The 19,628-nt window shown below is 73.5% G+C and carries 17 protein-coding genes; 4 read left to right on the forward strand and 13 right to left on the reverse strand.

Annotated elements, in window-relative coordinates; all coding sequences use genetic code 11:
• Positions 1-15: 15 nt before the first annotated feature.
• Together ACIBEC_RS30060 and ACIBEC_RS30065 are read right to left on the reverse strand one after the other, a co-directional pair.
• Complete coding sequence (locus ACIBEC_RS30060; protein WP_360502140.1) at positions 16-597, reverse strand: YetF domain-containing protein; 582 nt, start codon at positions 595-597, stop codon at positions 16-18.
• Positions 598-655: 58 nt separating this feature from the next.
• A complete protein-coding gene (locus ACIBEC_RS30065) occupies positions 656-1,486 on the reverse strand; it encodes a LysR family substrate-binding domain-containing protein (protein ID WP_360502142.1) in 831 nt (276 codons plus the stop codon).
• Between the two features lie 58 nt (positions 1,487-1,544).
• On the opposite strand from ACIBEC_RS30065, the gene ACIBEC_RS30070 reads away from it, so the two are divergent.
• The 4 genes from ACIBEC_RS30070 to ACIBEC_RS30085 all read left to right on the forward strand — a co-directional run bounded on the left by ACIBEC_RS30070 (position 1,545) and on the right by ACIBEC_RS30085 (position 5,975).
• Entirely contained in the window at positions 1,545-1,973 is a 429-nt protein-coding gene (locus ACIBEC_RS30070; RefSeq protein WP_360502145.1) for a DUF5997 family protein, read from the forward strand.
• 210 nt (positions 1,974-2,183) lie between these two features.
• Entirely contained in the window at positions 2,184-3,098 is a 915-nt protein-coding gene (locus ACIBEC_RS30075; RefSeq protein WP_360502148.1) for an SDR family oxidoreductase, read from the forward strand.
• Positions 3,099-3,342: 244 nt separating this feature from the next.
• Positions 3,343-5,016 (forward strand): DUF885 domain-containing protein, encoded by a 1,674-nt coding sequence (locus ACIBEC_RS30080; protein ID WP_360502150.1) that lies wholly within the window; start codon positions 3,343-3,345, stop codon positions 5,014-5,016.
• Positions 5,017-5,261: 245 nt separating this feature from the next.
• Complete coding sequence (locus ACIBEC_RS30085) at positions 5,262-5,975, forward strand: hypothetical protein (RefSeq protein WP_360502153.1); 714 nt, start codon at positions 5,262-5,264, stop codon at positions 5,973-5,975.
• Between the two features lie 126 nt (positions 5,976-6,101).
• On the opposite strand, the gene ACIBEC_RS30090 is transcribed toward ACIBEC_RS30085, so the two are convergent.
• The 11 genes from ACIBEC_RS30090 to ACIBEC_RS30140 all read right to left on the reverse strand — a co-directional run bounded on the left by ACIBEC_RS30090 (position 6,102) and on the right by ACIBEC_RS30140 (position 19,549).
• Complete coding sequence (locus tag ACIBEC_RS30090; protein ID WP_360502155.1) at positions 6,102-7,403, reverse strand: glycosyltransferase; 1,302 nt, start codon at positions 7,401-7,403, stop codon at positions 6,102-6,104.
• A 101-nt stretch (positions 7,404-7,504) separates the two neighbouring features.
• The gene (locus ACIBEC_RS30095; protein ID WP_360502158.1) at positions 7,505-8,272 is read right to left on the reverse strand and encodes an SDR family oxidoreductase; all 768 of its coding nucleotides are present in this window, start codon (positions 8,270-8,272) and stop codon (positions 7,505-7,507) included.
• Positions 8,273-8,520: 248 nt separating this feature from the next.
• Positions 8,521-9,483 carry an ADP-ribosylglycohydrolase family protein gene (locus ACIBEC_RS30100; protein ID WP_360502160.1) on the reverse strand — a complete coding sequence of 321 codons (963 nt, stop codon included), beginning with the start codon at positions 9,481-9,483 and terminating at the stop codon, positions 8,521-8,523.
• Positions 9,483-10,322 (reverse strand): ammonia-dependent NAD(+) synthetase, encoded by an 840-nt coding sequence (gene nadE / locus ACIBEC_RS30105; protein ID WP_360502162.1) that lies wholly within the window; start codon positions 10,320-10,322, stop codon positions 9,483-9,485. The genes ACIBEC_RS30100 and nadE overlap by 1 nt, the downstream gene beginning before the upstream one ends.
• Positions 10,323-10,568: 246 nt before the next feature.
• Positions 10,569-11,219 (reverse strand): hypothetical protein, encoded by a 651-nt coding sequence (locus tag ACIBEC_RS30110; RefSeq protein ID WP_360502164.1) that lies wholly within the window; start codon positions 11,217-11,219, stop codon positions 10,569-10,571.
• A gap of 249 nt (positions 11,220-11,468) precedes the next feature.
• Positions 11,469-13,646 carry an ATP-dependent zinc metalloprotease FtsH gene (gene ftsH, locus ACIBEC_RS30115; protein WP_360502167.1) on the reverse strand — a complete coding sequence of 726 codons (2,178 nt, stop codon included), beginning with the start codon at positions 13,644-13,646 and terminating at the stop codon, positions 11,469-11,471.
• A 149-nt stretch (positions 13,647-13,795) separates the two neighbouring features.
• Entirely contained in the window at positions 13,796-14,479 is a 684-nt protein-coding gene (locus ACIBEC_RS30120) for a disulfide bond formation protein DsbA (RefSeq protein ID WP_396289336.1), read from the reverse strand.
• A 98-nt stretch (positions 14,480-14,577) separates the two neighbouring features.
• Positions 14,578-16,188 carry an alpha/beta fold hydrolase gene (locus ACIBEC_RS30125; protein WP_360502172.1) on the reverse strand — a complete coding sequence of 537 codons (1,611 nt, stop codon included), beginning with the start codon at positions 16,186-16,188 and terminating at the stop codon, positions 14,578-14,580.
• A gap of 466 nt (positions 16,189-16,654) precedes the next feature.
• Entirely contained in the window at positions 16,655-16,840 is a 186-nt protein-coding gene (locus ACIBEC_RS30130) for a hypothetical protein (RefSeq protein ID WP_360502175.1), read from the reverse strand.
• A 413-nt stretch (positions 16,841-17,253) separates the two neighbouring features.
• Positions 17,254-18,540: a hypothetical protein gene (locus ACIBEC_RS30135; RefSeq protein ID WP_360502177.1), complete on the reverse strand. Its 1,287-nt coding sequence runs from the start codon at positions 18,538-18,540 to the stop codon at positions 17,254-17,256.
• 289 nt (positions 18,541-18,829) lie between these two features.
• A complete protein-coding gene (locus ACIBEC_RS30140; protein ID WP_360502179.1) occupies positions 18,830-19,549 on the reverse strand; it encodes a DUF6461 domain-containing protein in 720 nt (239 codons plus the stop codon).
• Between the last annotated feature and the right edge of the window lie 79 nt (positions 19,550-19,628).

Below are 19,628 nucleotides of genomic sequence, written 5' to 3' on the forward strand. Positions count from 1 at the left end.
GCCGCCGCTGCCCCGTCAGCTCGACGGCCCCCGCCCGTCGGCGATCTCGGCGAGCAGCCGCTCGATCGTCTCCAACCGCCGCCGCAGGTCCTCCACGTCGCCGCGGGTGGCGCTCTGCTCGCTCGCCTTCAGGGTGACCAGCAGCTGCCCGTCCGGCTCCAGCCGGGCCTTGGCGACATCGGTCAGCTTGTCGCCGTTCTGGACCCGGATGGCGTGCTCCAGCTCGGACGGGCGCAGCGCCAGGTCGTGCAGCGCGCCGGGCACCAGCTTGCCGCCCTCGACGACGGTGGTGGGCGTGCCCTCCAGGATCCGGGCGGCCCTCGGGTCCCGGGCGAGCCAGCGGGTGACGACGGCGTTCACCGCGATCAGGGTGGCCGCCCCGATCGCGCCGCCGAACAGGCTGTTGTCGTCGCCGATGATGGCGTTCTGCACCACGTTGGAGAGCAGGAAGATGACCACCATGTCGAAGGTGTTCAGCTGCGCCAGCCCGCGCTTCCCGGCGATCCGGAACAGGACCAGGACCAGCGCGTAGACCGCGACCGTACGCAGGATCTTCTCGACGATCGGAATCTGGACGACCGCCAGGTCATGCCACACGGCCCCGCTCCTCCCACCAGCACTCGACGGAACGGGGCCGACGCTACGCCACGGGAGGCTACGAGCGCCGCTTCGGCTTGCCGCGCCGGGCCGCCGCCGCACCCCTGCCACCGGCCGACGGCTTCGGCTTCTGCCCGCCCGTCCTCGACGCTCCGGCCTTCTGCCCGCCGGCCTTCGACGCTCCCGCCTTGGCCCCGCCCGCCTTCTGCTGCGGCTTGCGCTGGCCCGCCGCCGCCTTCTTCGGCTGCTCCTCGGCCGGCGCCTGCCCGGCCCCGCGCCCGCGCGAGCTGTTGACCGTACGGCCGCGGACGATCCCGATGAACTCCTCCACCAGGTCGGTCGTCCGCTCCTGCGGCCAGGACAGCGCCACCTGCGACTGCGGCACCTCCGTCACCGGCCGGAAGGTGAGGTCCCGACGGTGGTGCAGCCGGGCGAGGGACTGCGGCACCAGGAGCACGCCGACGTTGGCCGCGACCAGCTCGATCGCGTCCGCCGTGGTGTCCGGGCGGGCGATGGCGGGCCGCCCGGGCAGGGTGTCGGCGGTGAGGCCCAGGGTGTCGTCGAGCGGGTGGAAGACCACCTCCTCGGCGAGGTCGTCGGGCGTGACCTCCTCGGCGGCGGCGAGCCAGTGGTCCTTGGGGAAGACCACGACGGTGGTCTCGGTGTACAGCGGGATCGCGCTGAGCACGTCCTTGTCGACCGGCAGCCGGACCAGCCCGGCGTCCGCGCCGCCCTCGCGCAGGGTCCGCTCGCCGTCGCCGACCGGGAGCGCGAGGAGGTCGAGCGGGACGTCCGGAAGCCGCTCCTCCCAGACCCGGACCCATTTGCCGGGGGTCACGCCCGGGACGTACACGAGCCGGAAGGAGGGGTTCACCTGCATGTCTGTCACAGGGCAAGGCTACCGACCGTGACCGGAGGAGGCCGCGCCCTCCCTTACCCTTGTCACCATGACATCGCTCAAGCAGAAGACCAGCCAGACCATGAAGCCGGCCACGGCGGCCAAGAAGCTGGGGATTTACCTCGCCGCGGCGCCGACCGACTTCCAGGAGGGCGTGGTCTCCCGCGAGGAGCTCAACGCGCTGCAGGCCGAGCCGCCGCAGTGGCTCCAGGACCTGCGCAAGGACGGCCCGCACCCGCGCCCGGTGGTCGCCGCCAAGCTCGGCATCTCGATCGCGGGCCTGGCCCGCGGCGGCGTGACCGAGGCGGTCACCACCGAGCAGATCGAGGCGATCAAGGCCGAGAACCCGCTCTGGCTGCAGCACGAGCGCGCCAACCAGGTCGACGCCCGCAAGGAAGCCGTGCGGATCAAGGAGAAGCAGGAGAAGGACGCCGCCGCCAAGGCCGCCAAGGAGGCGAAGGCCGCCCAGGCCCGCTGACCCCGCCCCGGCCCTCCCCGGCCCCCTGACACTCCCCGGTTCCCTGCTGCTCCGGACCCCTGGCGCTCCGGACTTCGGGCCCCTTCCGGGCTCCGGCGGCGGCGATTGTCAGACCCCTGCGCAACGATGGTGCCGACGTCCGTTCCCACGGGCGTCGGCACAGTCGTACGCAGGGGTCAGCACGGGGTCAGCAGACAGGGAGGCCGACAGATGGCAGGGGCACTGGAGGGGCGGATCGCCCTGGTCGCGGGGGCGACGCGGGGCGCCGGGCGGGGTATCGCGGTCGAGCTCGGCGCGGCCGGCGCGACGGTGTACGTCACCGGCCGCAGCACCCGGGAGCGCCGCTCGGAGTACGACCGTCCCGAGACGATCGAGGACACCGCGGACCTGGTCACCGCGGCGGGCGGCCGGGGCATCGCGGTGCCGACGGACCACCTGGTCCCGTCCCAGGTGGCCGCCCTGGCGGAGCGGATCGACGCCGAGCAGGGCCGGCTGGACGTCCTGGTCAACGACATCTGGGGCGCGGAGAAGCTGTTCGGCTGGAACATCCCGGTCTGGGAGCACGACCTGGACGACGGCCTGCGGCTGCTGCGCCTGGCGGTGGAGACGCACGCCGTCACCAGCCACCACCTCCTCCCGCTGCTGCTGAAGCACCCGGGCGGCCTGGTCGTGGAGATGACGGACGGCACCGCCGAGTACAACCGCGACACCTACCGCAACTCGTTCTTCTACGATCTGGCCAAGACCTCGGTGCTGCGGATGGCCTTCGCGCTCGGCCACGAACTGGGCCCGCGCGGCGCCACCGCGGTCGCGCTCACCCCGGGCTGGATGCGCTCCGAGATCATGCTGGAGAACTTCGGCGTCACCGAGGAGAACTGGCGCGACGCCGTGGCCCGGGAGCCGCACTTCGGCATCTCCGAGTCCCCGTACTTCGTCGGCCGGGCGGTCGCCGCCCTGGCCGCCGACGGCGAGGCCGCCCGCTGGAACGGCCGCTCGACGTCCAGTGGGCAGCTCGCCCGGGAGTACGGCTTCACCGACCGGGACGGCAGCCGACCGGACTGCTGGCGCTACCTGGTCGAGGTGATGGACGGGGGCAAGCCGGCCGCCCCGGAGGCCTACCGCTGACGTTCCGCGTGACTCCGGCCGCTCCGACCATCGCCGACCCTCGCAGGCCCTCGCCGACCATCGCCGACCCTCGCAGGCCCTCGTCGGCCCTCGTCGGCGGCGTGATCGGCACCCGGTGACGGCCGGAACTCGCGTCCCTCCGCCGTGTGTTGACCGAGCCGCCGATCACTCCGAATAATCGGCGGGATCGGGGCACCCCACAGGGAACCCGTGTCGCACCGACCGCAGCACACCAGGGGGATCCATGATCGAGCAGCCGCAACACGCCGCACTGGCCGCACTGGCCGACGAGTACTTCGACGCCGAGAACACCCACAACCCGTTCGACGCGACCCTCGGCGGCGTCGAGGGCTACGCACACCTGCTGCCCGACCCCTCCCGCGCCGCCGATCAGCGGTACCGCGAGACCCTGCGGGGCTTCGGCACCCGGCTCGCCGCGATCCCGCTCGACGGCCTGAACACCGAGGACCGGATCACCCACCGGCTCCTGGCCCGGCTGATCGACAACGGCATCGGCCGACTCACCCACGGGCTGCACGAGTTCAGCATCTCGGCAACCATCGTCGCCCCGCACAACGAGGTCTTCAGCTCGCTCGCGATGGTCCCCGTCGACCACGAGGGCCCCGACGCCTACCTGGAACGACTCGCCGGCCTGCCCGGCTACTTCGACGCCGCCCTGCGCCGTGCCCTGGACGCCGCCGCCGAGGGCCGCCACCCGCTGCGCAGCGGGGTCGATGCCGCCGTCACCCAGCTGGACACCCACCTCGCGACCGCCCCGGACGAGGACTCTCTGCTGCGCCCGCTGCGGGGCCGCCCGGAGTACGAGCGCGCCCTGGCGATCGTGCGCGAGGCCGTCCGCCCGGCGCTGGCCCGCTACCGGGCCGGGCTGGCCCAGCAGTTGGCACCGGAGGCCCGCCCCGACGACCGGGCCGGCGTCTGCCATGTGCCGGGCGGCACCGAGGGCTACGCCGACGCCGTCGCCCGCTTCACCCGGCCCGGGCTCACCCCGGAGGAGATCCACCGGACCGGCCTGGACGCGGTCGCGGCGCTGCGCAAGGAGTTCGCCGAGCTCGGCGGCAAGGTGCTCGGCATCACCGACCCCGAGGGCGTGCTGACCGCGCTGCGCGAGGACCGCTCGCTGCGCTTCGGCAGCGCGGCCGAGATCATCGCCCTGGTGGACGCCGCCCTGGAGCGGGCCCGCCGCGCCTCGGCCGACTGGTTCCGCCCGTACCCGATCGCCGACTGCGTGACCAAGGAGATCGACCCGATCGAGGCGGAGACCGCGCCGCTGGCCTACTACCAGCCGCCGGGCCCGGGCGGGCTGCCCGGCACCCACTGGATCAACACCCTGCGCCCGGAGACCCGGTTCACCTACGAGTACGAGGCGATCGCCTTCCACGAGAGCGTGCCCGGCCACCACCTGCAGCTCGCCGTCGCACAGACCCTGCACCACCTGCCGCAGTTCCGGCAGAAGCCGAGCAGCCAGCTGACCGCCCACGTCGAGGGCTGGGGCCTGTACACCGAGCGACTCGCGGACGAGATGGGGCTGTACAGCTCGGACCTCACCCGCTTCGGCATGCTCTCGATGGACGCGCTGCGGGCGGTGCGCCTGGTGGTGGACACCGGGATGCACCACTACGGCTGGTCCCGGGAGCGGGCGATATCGTTCATGCGGGAGAACACGGCGACCCCCGAGGCCAACGTCCGCAACGAGATCGACCGCTACATCTCCTGGCCGGGCCAGGCCACCTCGTACCTGATCGGCCGTCGGGAGCTGGTCCGGCACCGTGAGCGGGCCCAGACCGCGCTCGGCGCCCGGTTCGACGTCAGGGAGTTCCACCACCAGCTGATCGGGCACGGCAGCCTGCCGCTGGGGGTGCTGGACGATCTGGTCTCGGACTGGATCGCGGCGCAGTAGCGCACGGCCGTACGGTCCGTACCGCCTACACCGCCGCCTGTACGCCCTGTACGGCCGTGCGCCCGCGCAGCCGTACAGGGCGTACAGGGCGTACGGGTGCTGAAACGGTTCCGCACGCCCGGCAAAGGCTTCGCCCGCCCGGACGTGGCGTCACTCGTTCGGGCCTGTCGACACGGTAGTGTCCGCTGGCGCGGTCCCCGCCATCCGGGTGACCGCCGCTCACGCACACCCAGATGGAGGAACCCGTGCCGGCTCCCGCCCGCCGCGCCCTGGCCGTGGCCGCGGCCGTCCTGCTCGCCGCAGCCGCAGGCTGCTCGTCCGGCGGTGGCCACACCACCAAGGCGACCGCCGGCCACAGCTCCGCCCCGGGCGGGGACGCGGCCCAGCCCGCCCCGGCCGCGATCGTGACCGGCCCCGGCCCGAAGAGCTCCTACGAGGTCCAGCCGCAGCCCGCGCCGGGCAGCTGCCACTATCGCTACGCCGCGGACAAGCAGCCGCTGCCCGACCCGAGCTGCACCCCGGGCGCGATCAGCCCGGCGGTCAACCAGGACAGCCTCAAGGACACCATCTGCAAGCCGGGCGGCTACACCTCGACCATCCGCCCGCCGGCGAACCTCACCGGCAAGGAGAAGGCCGAGAACGCCAAGTCCTATGGCTACACCGGCCCGATGGGCGACGCCGAGTATGACCATCTGATCAGCCTCCAGCTCGGCGGCGATCCCAACGACGCGCGCAACCTCTGGATCCAGCCGCCCTCCCCCGGCCACATCCCGGGCAAGGGTCCGAACAATCCCAAGGACTCGGTGGAGACCCACCTGCACACCGCGATCTGCAAGGGCCAGGTCACCCTCGCCGCCGCCCAGCAGGCGATCGCCACCGACTGGACCACGGCCGAGGTCAAGCTCGGCATCAGGTCCGGCGGCACGCCGACCGCCGAGGCCGACGCCGACGGGGACTGACGGATCGTTTCGGCAGCGGACCGTTCCGGCTGCAGACCGCTCCGGCAGCGGACCGTTTCGGCAGCGGACCGTTTCGGCTGCAGACCGCTCCGGCAGCCGAGCATTCCGCCCGAGACGTGGGGCAGCTCAGCGCCCGGGCGACTCCACCGGCTCCCCGAGCGACTCCACCAGCTCGGCGATGGTGTCGAACGGCCGGTACTCCGCGAGCTCCGCGCCCAGCGCGCGGGCCCGCTCGTGGAACCGGCCCTCACCGAGCGCCTGGTCGACCGCCCGGCCGACCTCCTCCGGCGCCGGACGGCCTGTCCGCAGGTCCAGCCCCACGCCCGACCACTGCACCCGGGCCGCCACCTCCGGCTTGTCCTCGCCGGCTCCGGCCACCACCAGCGGCACCCCGTACCGCAGCGCGGTCTGCACCCCGCCGTAGCCGCCGTTGCTGACCAGCACGTCGGTGTGCGGCAGCAGCCACTCGAACGGGACGTAGTCGACGGCGCGCACGTTCCCCGGCAGGCCGCCGCCGAACAGGTCGGCGAGCGCCCGAGGCCCGTCCGGACGGCCGGTGGCGGCCACCACCAGCACGTCCCGCTCCGCCAGGGCGGCGACGGTCGGCGCGACCAGCTCCCCGAGGTCGGCGTTGGCCAGGGTCCCCTGGGTCACCACGACGACCGGCCGCTCGCCGGTCACCTCGTCCCACCACGACGGCAGCGGCTGCTCACTGCCGACCAGGCCCGGCAGCGCGCCGATCAGCCGGTAGCCGGGCGGGGCGTCGCTGCGCGGGTACTCGAAGCCCGGCACGGTCAGCTGCAGGAAGTGGTCCGGCACGGTCACCATGGCCAGCCCGCGCGGCCCCTCCGGCAACCGGACGCCCAGCTCCGCGTACACCTTCTCGGCGTACCGGCGCAGCGGCTCGCCGCGCCGGTACGCCTCCTCCCGCAGCGCCCGGTTGCGGGCCCTGCCCTCCTCCCCCGGCAGGGGCGGCAGCCCGGGCCCGAAGGGCGCGGTGTCCACGCTCGGCAGCATCGACGGGGTCACCCCGATGCCGATCAGCGCCGGACGCTCCGGCCGAGGACGGCTCAGCGCCAGCGGCAGCGCGCCCTGCAGGAAGGCGTCCGCGATCACGGCGTTCGCCGGGAACTCGGCCAGCAATGCGAGCAGCGCCCGGTACTGGACGGGGATCGGGTCGAGGAACACGTGCTGCGCGTCGAAGGCGAGCCGCTCCGGACCGGCCGGCAGACTCGACCGCCCCGGGAAGCTCGCGTCGAGGTCGCGGTCGTCGAAGTCCGCCCCGGCGGGCAGCGCGACGAACCGCGCCCCCGCCCGCTCCGCCGCGCCGGCGAACCGCGAGCCGCCGAGGAACACCACCTCGTGGCCGCGGGCGGCGAGGTCGGCGGAGACGGCCAGCAGCGGGCTGGTGTGGCCGTGGGCGGGCACGGCGGTAGTGATGATCCTGGACAGCGGAGGCTCCCGAGGTCGAACGCGGTTCGTGGTCGGACATCACGGTAGGCACGCCCGATTGACAATCGATGAACGCGTCAGCGCCCGAGGACCGCACCACCGTTGACGCCGATGACCTGCCCGGTGACGTACCCGGCGGCCGGGGAGACGAGGTAGGCGACCGCGTCCGCCACGTCGGCGGGGGTGCCGGCCCGGCCGACCAGGGTGTCGGCGACCTTCCGGGCGTGGAACTCCTCGCTCCACCGCGAACCGAAGATCTCGGTCTCCTCGATGTAACCGGGCGCGAGCACGTTGACCGTGATCCCGTCCGGCCCCAACTGCCGGGCCAGGCCGAAGGCCCAGCCGTGCAGGGCGGCCTTCGCGGCAGCGTAGGAGCCGGCCGAGTGCGGGCCCGCGCCGCCGCGCTGGGCCGCCGCCGAGCTGATCACGACCAGCCGCCCGCCGGGGCGGCGCAGCGCGCCCTGCAGGGCGGTGGTCAGCAGCACCGCGGTGAGGAGGTTGATGTCCAGGTCGTGCCGCCAGGAGCGGGCCAGGGCGGCCAGGCCGTCGTCCTCCGGCGGGGTGATGATGGCACCCGCGTTGTTCACCAGCGCGTCCACCGGGCCGAGTTCGGTGATCCGGGCAGCCGCCGCCTCGACCGCCACCGGGTCGGTCAGGTCGACCGCCACCGGGACGATCCGGCCCGAACCCACCGTCCACTCGATCTCCTCCCGGGCCTGCTCCAGCACGTCCGCCCGGCGCCCGATGATCACCACCCGGTGCCCGTCCCCGGCCAGCCGGGCCGCGATCGCCCGGCCGATCCCGGTGCCGCCGCCGGACACCACCGCGAGCTGTTCCCCCGTCACTTCATCCCCCTCGCACCCCTGCGCATCGCTCGGCGCGGCTCGGCCCGGGCACTTCCGCCCCTTCGGTTCCGAACCGCTCCCCGGTACCGTAGCGAGGCACACGAGCGGGCGAGCACCGGACCGCCGTTGGCGCTGCGCGATGCTCGGGGTGCTCCTGGGCCACCTGGCGTGCTGCCGGCGATCCTGGCCATCACCTTCCTGATCCACCCGCCGGACATCACCATCCACTGGTGAGCCGCCGGAGCCCGCTACGCCGTCAACCGATCGACCAGGCTGTGCAGTTCGGCCGCACGCCACACCCGGTCGCCGAACCCGGGCAGCGTCAGGTGCAACGGCTCGGTCCAGCGCGCGGGCACCGCCGCCGAGCCGTACCGCGCCCCGGCCAGGCCGCCGGTGACGGCCGCCACGGTGTCGGTGTCGCCGCCGAGGTCGATCGCGGCCCGGAGCGCGGGCTCGAACCCGTCGGTGGTGCGCAGCGCCCAGACCGCCGAGCCCAGGCAGGGCCAGACGGCGCCGTTGGCCTCGGTGGCGCGGTCGGGGTGCCAGTCGGGGGCGAGGACGGTGGCGTAGCGCTCGCGGCTGTCGGGGTCGGCGTGGGCCAGGGCCTCGGGGATTCCGTCGAGCGGGTCGGTACCGTCGAGGGCGAGGCGGACCAGCTCGTGGAAGATCGCCGTGCCCTCCCAGGCGGCCCGGTCCCCGTGGGTGAGGGCGGCGATCCGGCGACCGGCGTCCATGGTGGCCCGCCGACCGGCGCGGGCGAAGGCCACGGCGGAGGTCGAGGCGCGCATCAGGGCGCCGTTGCCGGCGGCGCGCAGGGTGGTGTTGAAGTGGACGGCGGCGGCGAGGTCCCAGGGGAGGTCGCTTGTGAGCACGGCCTCGGTCTGGATGCCGATGTCCTTGGGGTCGGCGGCGGCCCAGCGGCGGAACCGGTCGAAGAGGTCCGCGAGGTCCAGCCCGCCCCGCTCGACCAGGGATTCGGCGACAAGGACGGCCATCTGGGTGTCGTCGGTGGCCTCGCCGCGCTCCCAGCCGCCGCCGGCGACCATCTCGCCGGGGGTACCGGCAGGAAAGCGGGCGGTGTAGGCCCCGGCCGGGCCGAACTCGTACGGGGCGCCGAGGGCGTCGCCCACCGCCGCGCCGAGGACGGCCCCGGCCGCGCGGTCTCGCCAGGCCGGGCCCGAGTCGGTGCCGGTGCCCGTGTCCGGGGTCATCAGTCCCGGCCCGGGACGATCGGCAGGCTGCGCTTGTGCTCGGTGCGGCGGTAGTGGCCGAGGATGGTGGCGAAGGCCTCCTCGCTGACCTGGCGGCCCTCCAGGAAGTCGTCCAGGGCGTCGTAGGTGACGCCGAGCGCCTCCTCGTCGGGGCGGCCGGGGGCGAGGTTCTCCAGGTCGGCGGTCGGGGTCTTCTTGACCAGCTCGGCCGGCGCCCCCAGCGCCTCGGCGATCGACCTGACCTGACGCTTCGTCAGGCCGGAGAGCGGCATCACGTCGGCCGCGCCGTCGCCGTACTTGGTGAAGAAGCCGACGGCCGCCTCCGCCGCGTGGTCGGTGCCGACGACCAGGCCCCCGTTGGCGCCCGCCGCCGCGTACTGGACCACCATCCGCTGGCGGGCCTTGACGTTGCCGCGGACGAAGTCCTCCTGTGCGGGGCTGGTGAAGGCCAGGCCGGCGGTCATCAGGGCGGACAGGGCGGCGTCGGTCGCGGGCTTGACGTCGACGGTCAGCAGCTCGTCCGGCTCGATGAAGGCGACCGCCCGCCGGGCGTCGTCCTCGTCCGCCTGCACCCCGTAGGGCAGTCGCATCGCGCAGAAGGCCGCCTGGTGGCCGTCGGCGCGCAGCCGGTCGACGGCGAGCCGGCAGAGCCGCCCGGCGGTGGTGGAGTCCACGCCGCCGCTGATGCCGAGCACCAGGGTGCGGGCGCCCGCGGCCCGGACCTGCTCGGCCAGGAACGCCACCCGGCGCTCGGCCTCCCGCAGGGGGTCGGGGACGGGCGCGACCCCGAGGGCTTGGGCGATCTCCCGCTGAAGATCGGCGGTGAGGGGCTCGGTCATTCCGACTCCTTGGGGCAGGTGACGTGGTGGGGACCCGTCATCGTCGTCACCGGCGAGTTCAGCGAGGTGGTGGCGGTGATGAACAGGCGATTGTTCTTCGGGCTTCGTGCTGCGGACCGGTGTTGTCTGACACAACGTGCCCGCGCAGAGCGTGGCTGTTCCGGTGTCACGGCCGGTTTCCCAGCCGTCGCAGGGCCGTGGGCCTGCGCCGAGGAGCGCGACACCGGACGTCGCACCGGCGCGTCGTCACTCCGTCTCGAACTGCACGAGGTGAGCAACCTCGCGCCCGTGCGCGTCAAGGCAGGGGTGGATGCCGCCGCCCTCGCCGTTGTCCAGCAGGGCGATGACGTTCTTCCGGGCCCCCTCGTCCGGCAGAACGCACCATCCGGTACGGAACGCGTCGGGAACGGCGCGGTCGGGCATCTGAAGGGCATCCGGCCAGGACAGGCGGCAGGCGTCCTCGAAAACCGGCAGAAGGCCGCGATCCTGGTCGCTCGCTGCGCGACGGCGAATCTCCTGCCCGGCCAGCCTCATCAGACTGCCCACCGAGGCATCGTCACTGTCCTGCGACCCGGTCAGACAGACCACGCCGCAGTGCGTCAGCACGCCGACCCCGGAGAACTCGCCGAGCTCGACCGGCGGCGCCTCGCCGAACCACAGCAGGATTCCGAGCGCCACCGGCGCCGTTTGCGAGGAAGCGTCCATCACGGCATACACAGGGTGATCGCCGGGAGGAACCTCCAGGTCGTCCGCCTCGCCCGACGTGGGGTCGTAGACGCTCGCCACACCCGATGGGACCGCAAGTTCACCCAGGTAGTGGAAGCTCCAGGAATCACGCTGTCCGCTCCTCCGCGGCCCATCCGCGATGTGGTCAAACAATGCCTTGGCGAAATCCATCCGAGTCTCCCTCTGTCTGTCAGCTCTGTCTGTCAGGGCATCGAGCAACGCCCCTGTCCTGGCAGCCTCTCAGCCGCCGCCGACAATAGGGGGTCCTCGGCCTGGGCAGGAAGCGGCGCGGGCGGCCTCGGCGCCGAGCCTGGTCTACCCGCGGGGCATGGCTGACCGTTTCACACAGCCCTTCGAAGGCGTCGCAGGCAGATGATCGAGCCGGCGAGTTCGAGGAGGCCGTGGTGGAGGAACGCCCACTCAGGCCTCCGCCGCCCGGGACCCGTCCCCCTTGGTCAGCGACACCGGGCTGTGCGACGGCCCCGGGCTTTCCGACGGCCCCGGGTGCGTCAGGATGCCGAGAACCAAGCCGCCGTCCACGGTCTCCTGCGCGACCAGCAGGCTCGCCAACTCGTCCAGGTGGTGCCGGTGTTCCGTCAGCAGGCCGACGGCCCGTCGCTCGGCCTGCCGCAGCAGGGCCGCGACCGCCTCGTCCACGGCACGCTGGGTCTGCTCGGAGTACGGGCGGCGCAGCAGGTCCTCGGGGCTGTCGCCGAGGTAGTGCGGGCTGCCGCTGGAGTAGCCGACCGGGCCGATCTCCGGGGAGAGGCCGAACTCGCGGACCATCCGGGTGGCCACCGAGGTGGCGTTGGCCAGGTCGTTGGCGGCGCCCGTGGAGCCCTCACCGAAAACCACCAACTCTGCTGCCCGCCCGCCGAGTTGGACGGTGAGCAGGTCGGTCAGGTAACCCTCGCTGTAGAGGTGCCGCTCGGCCTCGGGCAGCTGCTCGGTGGCGCCGAGCGAGACGCCGGCCGGGAGGATGGTCACCTTGGCGACCGGGTCGGCGTGCTCGCACAGCGCGGCCATCAGCGCGTGCCCGGACTCGTGCACGGCGACGGCGTGCCGCTCTTCGGGCAGCAGCGCGTTGGAGGACTCCCGACGGCCGAGCAGCACGCGGTCCCGGGCGGTGTCGAGGTCGTCGGCGGTGAGGGTGGCGCGCCCGGCGCGGACGGCGTTGATGGCGGCCTCGTTGACCAGGTTGGCGAGGTCGGCGCCGGAGAAGCCGGGGGTACCGCGGGCGATCCGGTCCAGGTCGGCGTCCGGGGCGAGGGTCTTGCCCTGGGTGTGCACGGCGAGGATGGCCGCCCGCTCGGCCTGGTTGGGCAGCGGCACGGTGACCTGCCGGTCGAAGCGGCCGGGGCGCAGCAGGGCCGGGTCGAGGGCGTCGGGCCGGTTGGTGGCGGCGATGACGACGATGCCGGTGGTCTGGTCGAAGCCGTCCATCTCGGCGAGCAGCTGGTTCAGGGTCTGCTCGCGCTCGTCGTTGCCGCCGATCCGGGTGCCGCCCGCCCGGCGGGCGCCGACGGCGTCGATCTCGTCGATGAAGATGATCGACGGCGCGCGTTTGCGAGCCTCGTCGAAGAGGTCGCGGACCCGGGACGCGCCGACGCCGACGAACATCTCGACGAACCCGGAGCCGGTCACGGACAGGAACGGCACCTCGGCCTCCCCCGCGACGGCCCGGGCCAGCAGGGTCTTGCCGGTGCCCGGCGGACCCACCATGATCACCCCGCGCGGCCCCTTCGCCCCGGCGGCGGCGTAGCGCTCCGGGCTTCGCAGGTAGTCGACCACCTCGCTGACCTCCTGCTTCACCCCTTCGTACCCGGCGACGTCGGCGAACCCGGTGGCCGGCCGCTCGGCCTCGATGATCTTGGCCCGGGAGCGGCCGATCGCACTCAGTCCACCGCCCAGCGACCGGGCGGCCATCCGGCCCGACCAGAGGAAGAGCCCGCCGAACAGCAGCAGCGGCAGGAACAGCAGCAGCGTGGACCAGATCGAGCTGCCGCCGGCGCGGCTGCCGGTGACGGTCACGTGCTGGTCGCTGAGCGCCCGGCTGAGCTGGGAGGTGTCCAGGGCGGTGGGGATCTGGGTGGTGAAGTGGGTGCCGTTCTTGAGCGTGCCGCTCACCCCGCCGTTGTCACTGACGTCCACCGTCTGCACCTGGCCGGTGTCGACCCGGTTCAGGAAGTCGGTGTAGCCGTAGCGGGTGCCGGGCGTGCCGGGGTTGGAGAACAGCACGAGCAGGAGCAGTGTCACCAGGACGGCGACGGGGAGCAGCCAGCGGCGCCACGAGGGCGGCGGGGGCTTGGGCGGGCCTCCTGGGCCCGGGCGCCGGCCGGGATCCTGGCCTGGTCCTGGGCCCTGGCCCTGGCCTGGGCCTTGGCCTTGGCCTGGGCGCGGGGTCCAGCCGGAGCCCTGACTGGGGCCCGGGCCCGGGTCCGGGCCCCAGCGGGGGCCTTGACCGGGGCCGCGCTTCGCCGCTTGCCCGGAGCCGGGCCCCGGCTCGGGGTGCGGCACCGAGTGCGGCTCGGGGTGAGGCTCCGAGTGCGGTGGTGTCGCGGGGTGCCAAGCAGCGCGCAGCCGGATTCGTACGATCATCCGCGCTCACCGCCTCTCGGGGGCAACCAAGCCTCCGTCTCCATGGTCGGTCGCTCCGCGCCGGGATGGGACCTCGAAGGCCCGCCGTCCTCACCCCGGCCCCGGCGCCCGCCCGCTCGGGGGCGCCGGGACCGCGGCCCCCGACGGGGTCAGGAGAAGTCGAGCGAGCCCGTCCGGGTGCGCTTGAGCTCGAAGAAGTTCGGGTAGCCGGACAGCAACCGGACGCCCTCGAAGACCCGCACGGCGTCCTCCCCACGCGGTATCGCGGACAGCACCGGGCCGAAGAAGGCGACGCCGTCCACGTGGATGGTCGGGGTGCCGACCTCCTCGCCGACCGGGTCCATGCCCTCGTGGTGGCTCTTGCGCAGCGCGATGTCGTACTCGGTGCTGTTCGCCGCGTCGGCCAGCTCCTCGGGCAGGCCGGCTGCGACCAGGGCCTCCCGGATGACGGCGTCATCGGCGGGCCGGTCCTGGTCGTGGAAGCGGGTGCCGAGCTCGGTGTACAGGTCTCTCAGCACGTGCTGGCCGTGCTTCTCGGCGGCCGCGATGCAGACCCGGACGGGGCCCCAGCCGGTGGTCATCAGCCGCTGGTAGCGCTCGGGCAGGTCGGTACGACCCTCGTTGAGGACCGACAGGCTCATCACCCGGAAGGTGAGGTCGAGGTCGCGGTGGCGATCGACCTCCAGGATCCACCGGGAGGTGATCCAGGCGAACGGGCAGACGGGGTCGAAGTAGAAGTCGACCTTGGTGGCCTTCGTCGTGGTGTCGGTCGCGTTGGCAGTCACGGTGGCGGTCGCGTTGTCGGTCGCGTTGTCGGTCGCACTGTTCGTCATGGTGTTCGTCACGTCGACGAGCCTAACGGTCAAGTGGACCGCCCGACAGAGCCAATCTTCCCCGTTTCCATTGGGCCACTTCGGAACGCGACCCGCTCTCAGCTGCAGGTCGTCCCATCCGCCGGCACCGTGCCGTCCAACAGGTAGGCGTCCACGGTCTGCTTCAGGCAGGGGTTGCCGGTGTTGTAGCCGCCGTGCCCCTCTCCCTGCAGCGTGACGGTAACGCCGACGCCCGCACCGAGCTGCTGCGCCATCGCGTGTGCTCCCTCGACCGGGGTGGCCGGGTCGCCGGTGGTGCCGACCACCAGGATCGGCGCCGCGCCCGCGGCGGCGACCTCCGGGTGGTCACCCTTGCCCGGGACGGGCCAGCCGGTGCAGCCGGTCAGGCCCCAGGCAGTGTAGGCGCCGAACACCGGGGAGGCGGCCTGGAACTGCGGCAGTTGCTGCTGGACGTCCTGGTCGGAGTACCGCTGCCGCGCGTCCACGCAGCTGATCGCCCGGTTCGCGGCGTTCAGGTTGCTGTAGTGCCCCTGCGCGTCGCGCCCGTTCAGCCCGTCGGCGAGCTGAAGCAGCGTGGTGCCCGTGCCCTGCTCCATCGCCTCGGTGAGCCCGGCGGCCAGCACGGGCCAGGTCTCCTGGCTGTAGAGGGCACCGGCGATGCCGGTGACCGCCTGGGTCTCGGTGAGCTGCCGCCCGTCCTTCGTGGGCAGCGGCGACTGCTCCAGCTTCTGCACCAGGGCGGCGACCATCGCGGTGCCCTCGGCGCCGCCGGCGCCGGTCGGGCAGGAGGTGCCGGCCTGTGTGGCGCAGGCCTTCATGAAGTCGTCGAGGGCGAGTTGGAAGCCCTGGGCCTGGCCGAGCGCGGACTGCTGCGGGTCCTTGGTCGGATCGACGACCGAGTCCAGCACGAGCCGTCCGACCTGCTGCGGGAACAGGTGCGCGTACACGCCGCCGAGCTGGGTGCCGTAGCTGATGCCGAAGTAGGAGAGCTTCTGGTCGCCCAGCACCTGCCGCATGAGGTCCATGTCCCGGGCGGCGCTCTCGGTGTCCACGTACGGCAGCACCGCACCCGAGTTGTGCTCGCAGGCGGCGACGAACCGGGCATTGGTGTCGTCCAGGGACTTCACCGCGGCCGGGTTGTCCGGGGTGCTGTCGACGGCGGCGGTGGCGTCCATCGCCTGGTCGTCCAGGCACTCCACCCCGGCGCTGGCACCGACCCCGCGCGGATCGAAACTCACCAGGTCGTAGCGGGTGTTGAGGGAGGCGTAGAGCGGGGCGAAAGCCGGCAGGTCGGCCACGCCGGAGGCGCCGGGGCCGCCGAAGTTGAAGAGCAGTGAGCCGATCCGGTGCTGCTCGTCCTTGGCCTTGCTGCGGACCAGCGCGAGGTCGATCGTCGCGCCGTCCGGCTTGCCGTGGTCCAGCGGCGCCTTGAGGGTGGCGCACTGCCAGTCGGCGGCGGGCGCGGTGCCGCTGCCCTGGGCGGTGTTGGGGGCGGGGCAGGCGTGCCAGTTCAGCTTCTGGGCGCCCGCCCCGGTGGCGATCGCGGGGGTGCCGGAGGCCGAGGAGGTGCCCGTAGCCGGGGAGGCGCCGGCCGGGGAGGTGGGCGCGGGCTCGGCGGCGGACGAACCGTCGCCCTGGCAGCCGGTGGTGGCGGTGAGCAGCAGCGCGGTCAGGCCGAGCGCTCCGGCGCCACGGACGACGGTGTGCATGGGGCGGGTCCACCTCTCGGGTCGGCCGGTCACCCCGGCGTGCGGCGGGCGCGTGGCGAGACGGCGTACACCCGGCGCGCGGCCCGGTCGACGCACCACAGACCCTAGGCGCCGAGACCCCCCGCTGCCTGCCGGAAACCTCCGGACGGGCGGCGCGCGCCGCCCGCCCTGCCACCGGCCAGCCGGGTGAGGGTTCAACCGGCCCGCCCGGTGGCACCCTTACCGCCGTCCGCCCGCACCGGGCGCCGAAACCGTGCCACGGAGGGCGAGTTGAGCAACGACACCACCGCGCGCGGCGGGAGCGGCCACGCCGGCTACGACAGCGTGGACGCCGACGGGCCGGAGGACCGGCGGGGCGAGCGGCCCGATTCCCGCACCGGAGACTGGGGCGTGATCGACGCCGTCCACCGCCACCTCACCGAGCACCGGGCAGGAATCGGGCAACCGCTGCTGCCGCTCCAGGTGATCAAGATCCAGCGGGCGGGCGGACCTCGACGGTGCAGCGGTGGCCGATCCGGCCGAAGGTCTCGATCAACTCGGTGACCCCGCCGATCGCGATCTCGCCCGTGAAGACCACCGGGTCCAGCGGGAGCACCGACAACCGGGCGTACGTGTGCTCGGCCTCGAACTCCGTCCAGGACTGCTTGCGCACCCGCCGGCCCACCTGAAGAGGATCTCCGCCACCTGCTGGGCATCACGCGTGGTCGGCACCGAACCACTGATCTCGACAACGGGCTCCCGGCCGCCGAACACCGGTCCGACGCCCCAGCCCGACGAGAATTCCATGGCCGCAGCTCAGAGCCGGAGGCACCCCTGGAACATCCGGTTGCCGGTCGCCCCGCGCCCGCGACATGAGCCGCACTCATGAGGTGGCCGGCGCTTGTCGCATGAGCGGAACTCATCGCATCGCCGCACTCACCGCATGAGTGGAGCTCATCGCATGAGCGGAACTCATCGCAGACGACTTCTCCCTGACCCACGTCATCGCCGACGCTTCCTCGGCCCGCCCCGCCACGTGCCAAAGGCCCATGGCCTGGGGCGACATGTCGACCCGCACAGCGCGCCTCACCCTGCAGCAGTCGGCTCGGTCGTGATCGCGCGTGCCCAGGTCGCCGCCGTCTCGGCCGCGTGGGCGGCGGCCCGGGCGGGGGTGGCGCCGGTGCAGAAGACGTGCCCGGCCGCCGTCAGGCTGCTCAGCGGGCCGTCGACCACCGTGCCGGGCCGGACCACGGCGATCGCGTCCGTCACGTGGGGCAGGCCGCTGATCTCCTCCGCGCCGGGCACGCCGGTGATCCGTCTCCCCGGTGCGGCCGGGACCGCCGCCCAGGCCACCGGGCGGCCGGTGCGCCAGGGGATCGACGGCGGTCGGCCCTGGGCCAGGTCGGCCAGGAGGGCGGCGACGTCGATGCCGTGCTGCAGGCGCAGCAGGTGGGGGATCATGTTGCCGCCCGGGCGCAGGCCGATCTCGCCGAGGTACCAGGCTCCGGTGGTGTCCCGCAGGACCTCCACGTGCGCGAACCCGGTGACGAGGCCCAGGGCGTCGGCGGCGGCCCGCGCCAACTCCCGGACGCGCGCGGCCTCCTCGCCGTCGGAGTCGTCCATCAGTACCGAGCCGATCGCGGGTGCCATGCCGTCGCCGTCGTCGGTTCCCAGCAGCGGGGCCGGGTACCGGCCGGGGAGGCAGTACAGTTCGCGGCTCTCGTTCCGGAGCAGCTCGCAGTGGTACTCGGCCGCGACCGGGACGGCCCGTTCGACCAGGATCCCGCCGGGGGCCCGGTCCAGCCCCCGGCCGACGGCGGAGGCCGCGAAGCCCGCCGGGAGCCCGGCGAGCGGTCCGAAGGCCCGGCGGGCGTGGAGTTCGGCGAGGTGCTCGCGGCTGCGTACGAGGTGGGTGTGCAGGGTGGCGAAGCCGTACCGGTGTTTGGCCACGACGGGCCAGCCGAGTGCGTCACCGGCCGCGGCGATGTCCTCCGGGGTGCCCGCCCGCAGGTTGTCCGCCACCGGGACGCCGGCCGCCGCGAGTGCCCGTTTCATGACCGCCTTGTCGGTCGCCGCTACCGCCGAGGCGAGCGACTGCCCGGGCAGGCCCAGGAACGCCCTGAGGACGGCGGCCGCGCGGAGGCAGCACTCGTCCCCGGTGGACACCGACGCGATTCCTTGTGGTTCCAATTCCCGCGCGAGCAGGGCCAGTCGGGTGTAGTCGTCCCAGTCCTTGACGGCGCACAGCCCGTACCGGGCGGAGTCGGAGCGGTTCGCCAGCTCGGCGGCCGGAATGACGGCCAGCACCCGCTGGCCCCGGTCCACGAGCGCGTTCTCCAGGGAGGGATCGATGGTGGACAACACCACGTGCATGGCGGATTCCTTCTGCGCGGAGCCTCCTCACAGTTCAGCAGAGAGGTAACTGACCCTGCCAATCGGCAGGGTCTCACCGAGAATTCCGGCCCGGGAACCTCCCGATCGGCACATGTGCAAAGACGGGCAGGGCGCAAGGATGACAGTCATCGGAGCCCCGCCGTGGGGCCCGGGAAGGAGCCCGGCCATGACGGTGATGTCCATCCTGTTCGCGGTAATCACAGTGATGGCCGCGGTGATCGCGGTGATCGCCGGGTTCACCGCCTCCGTCGCCGCGAGCGCCCGCGCCTCACCCCGGCTCCATCCCCGGTGTGCCCCGGACGGCGTACGCCCGCAGGCGCAGCCCGTCGAAGGCGGCCCGGGGCAGGCTCAACCCGAAGCGCCGCTCGACGGCGCCGAGGGTGCGGCGGCGGGCGGCCTCGGCGCCGGCGCCGCCTGCCCCGTCGACACCGGCGGGGGTGACACCGTCCGCTTCCAGGACCCTCGCAGCGACCAGGTCCGGCACCAGCAGGTCGGGCTCCTGGCCCCAGCGCCAGCGTTCCTCGCCGAGGCCGAAGCCGCACAGCACGGCGCCGTCCCGGGCGTAGTCGAGCAGTGCCGGCGGCTGCTCCGGCATCGGGCGGAAGTGGACGACCTCGACACCGTCGCGCGCTATCTCGGTGAGCAGTTCGCCGCCGGTGGAGTCGCCGTACTCGATCGCGAACGACCAGCCGCCGCACTCGCCGACCCGGATCACACCGTCGCTGTCGTCGCCGGGGCGGTAGACGTCGATGTCCAGGGCCCGGATCTCGGCGCCGCTGATCGGCGCGGTCCCGGCAGTCGGGTCGGCGCCCATCCGGCGGGCGAGTTCCTCCGGCGGGATCCCCCGGGCGAACACCACACCGCCGACCTCACCGTCCGCGTCGGGCCTTCCTGTTCCGGGCAGGCCGGTGCCCGGCCGACCGAATTCCGCGAGCCACTGGATGCCGTCGCCGTCCTTCCCGGCTCCCTCGCGCGTTCCGTCGGTCATACCGCCCTCCCCTCGCGCCGGCCTGCGGTGGCCGGGCGCGCCGGTGGGCACCCTAACCGACGCCGCCGACGGCCGGAGC

It is taken from the genome of Kitasatospora sp. NPDC051164, from assembly GCF_044455625.1.
GTDB lineage: Bacteria > Actinomycetota > Actinomycetes > Streptomycetales > Streptomycetaceae > Kitasatospora.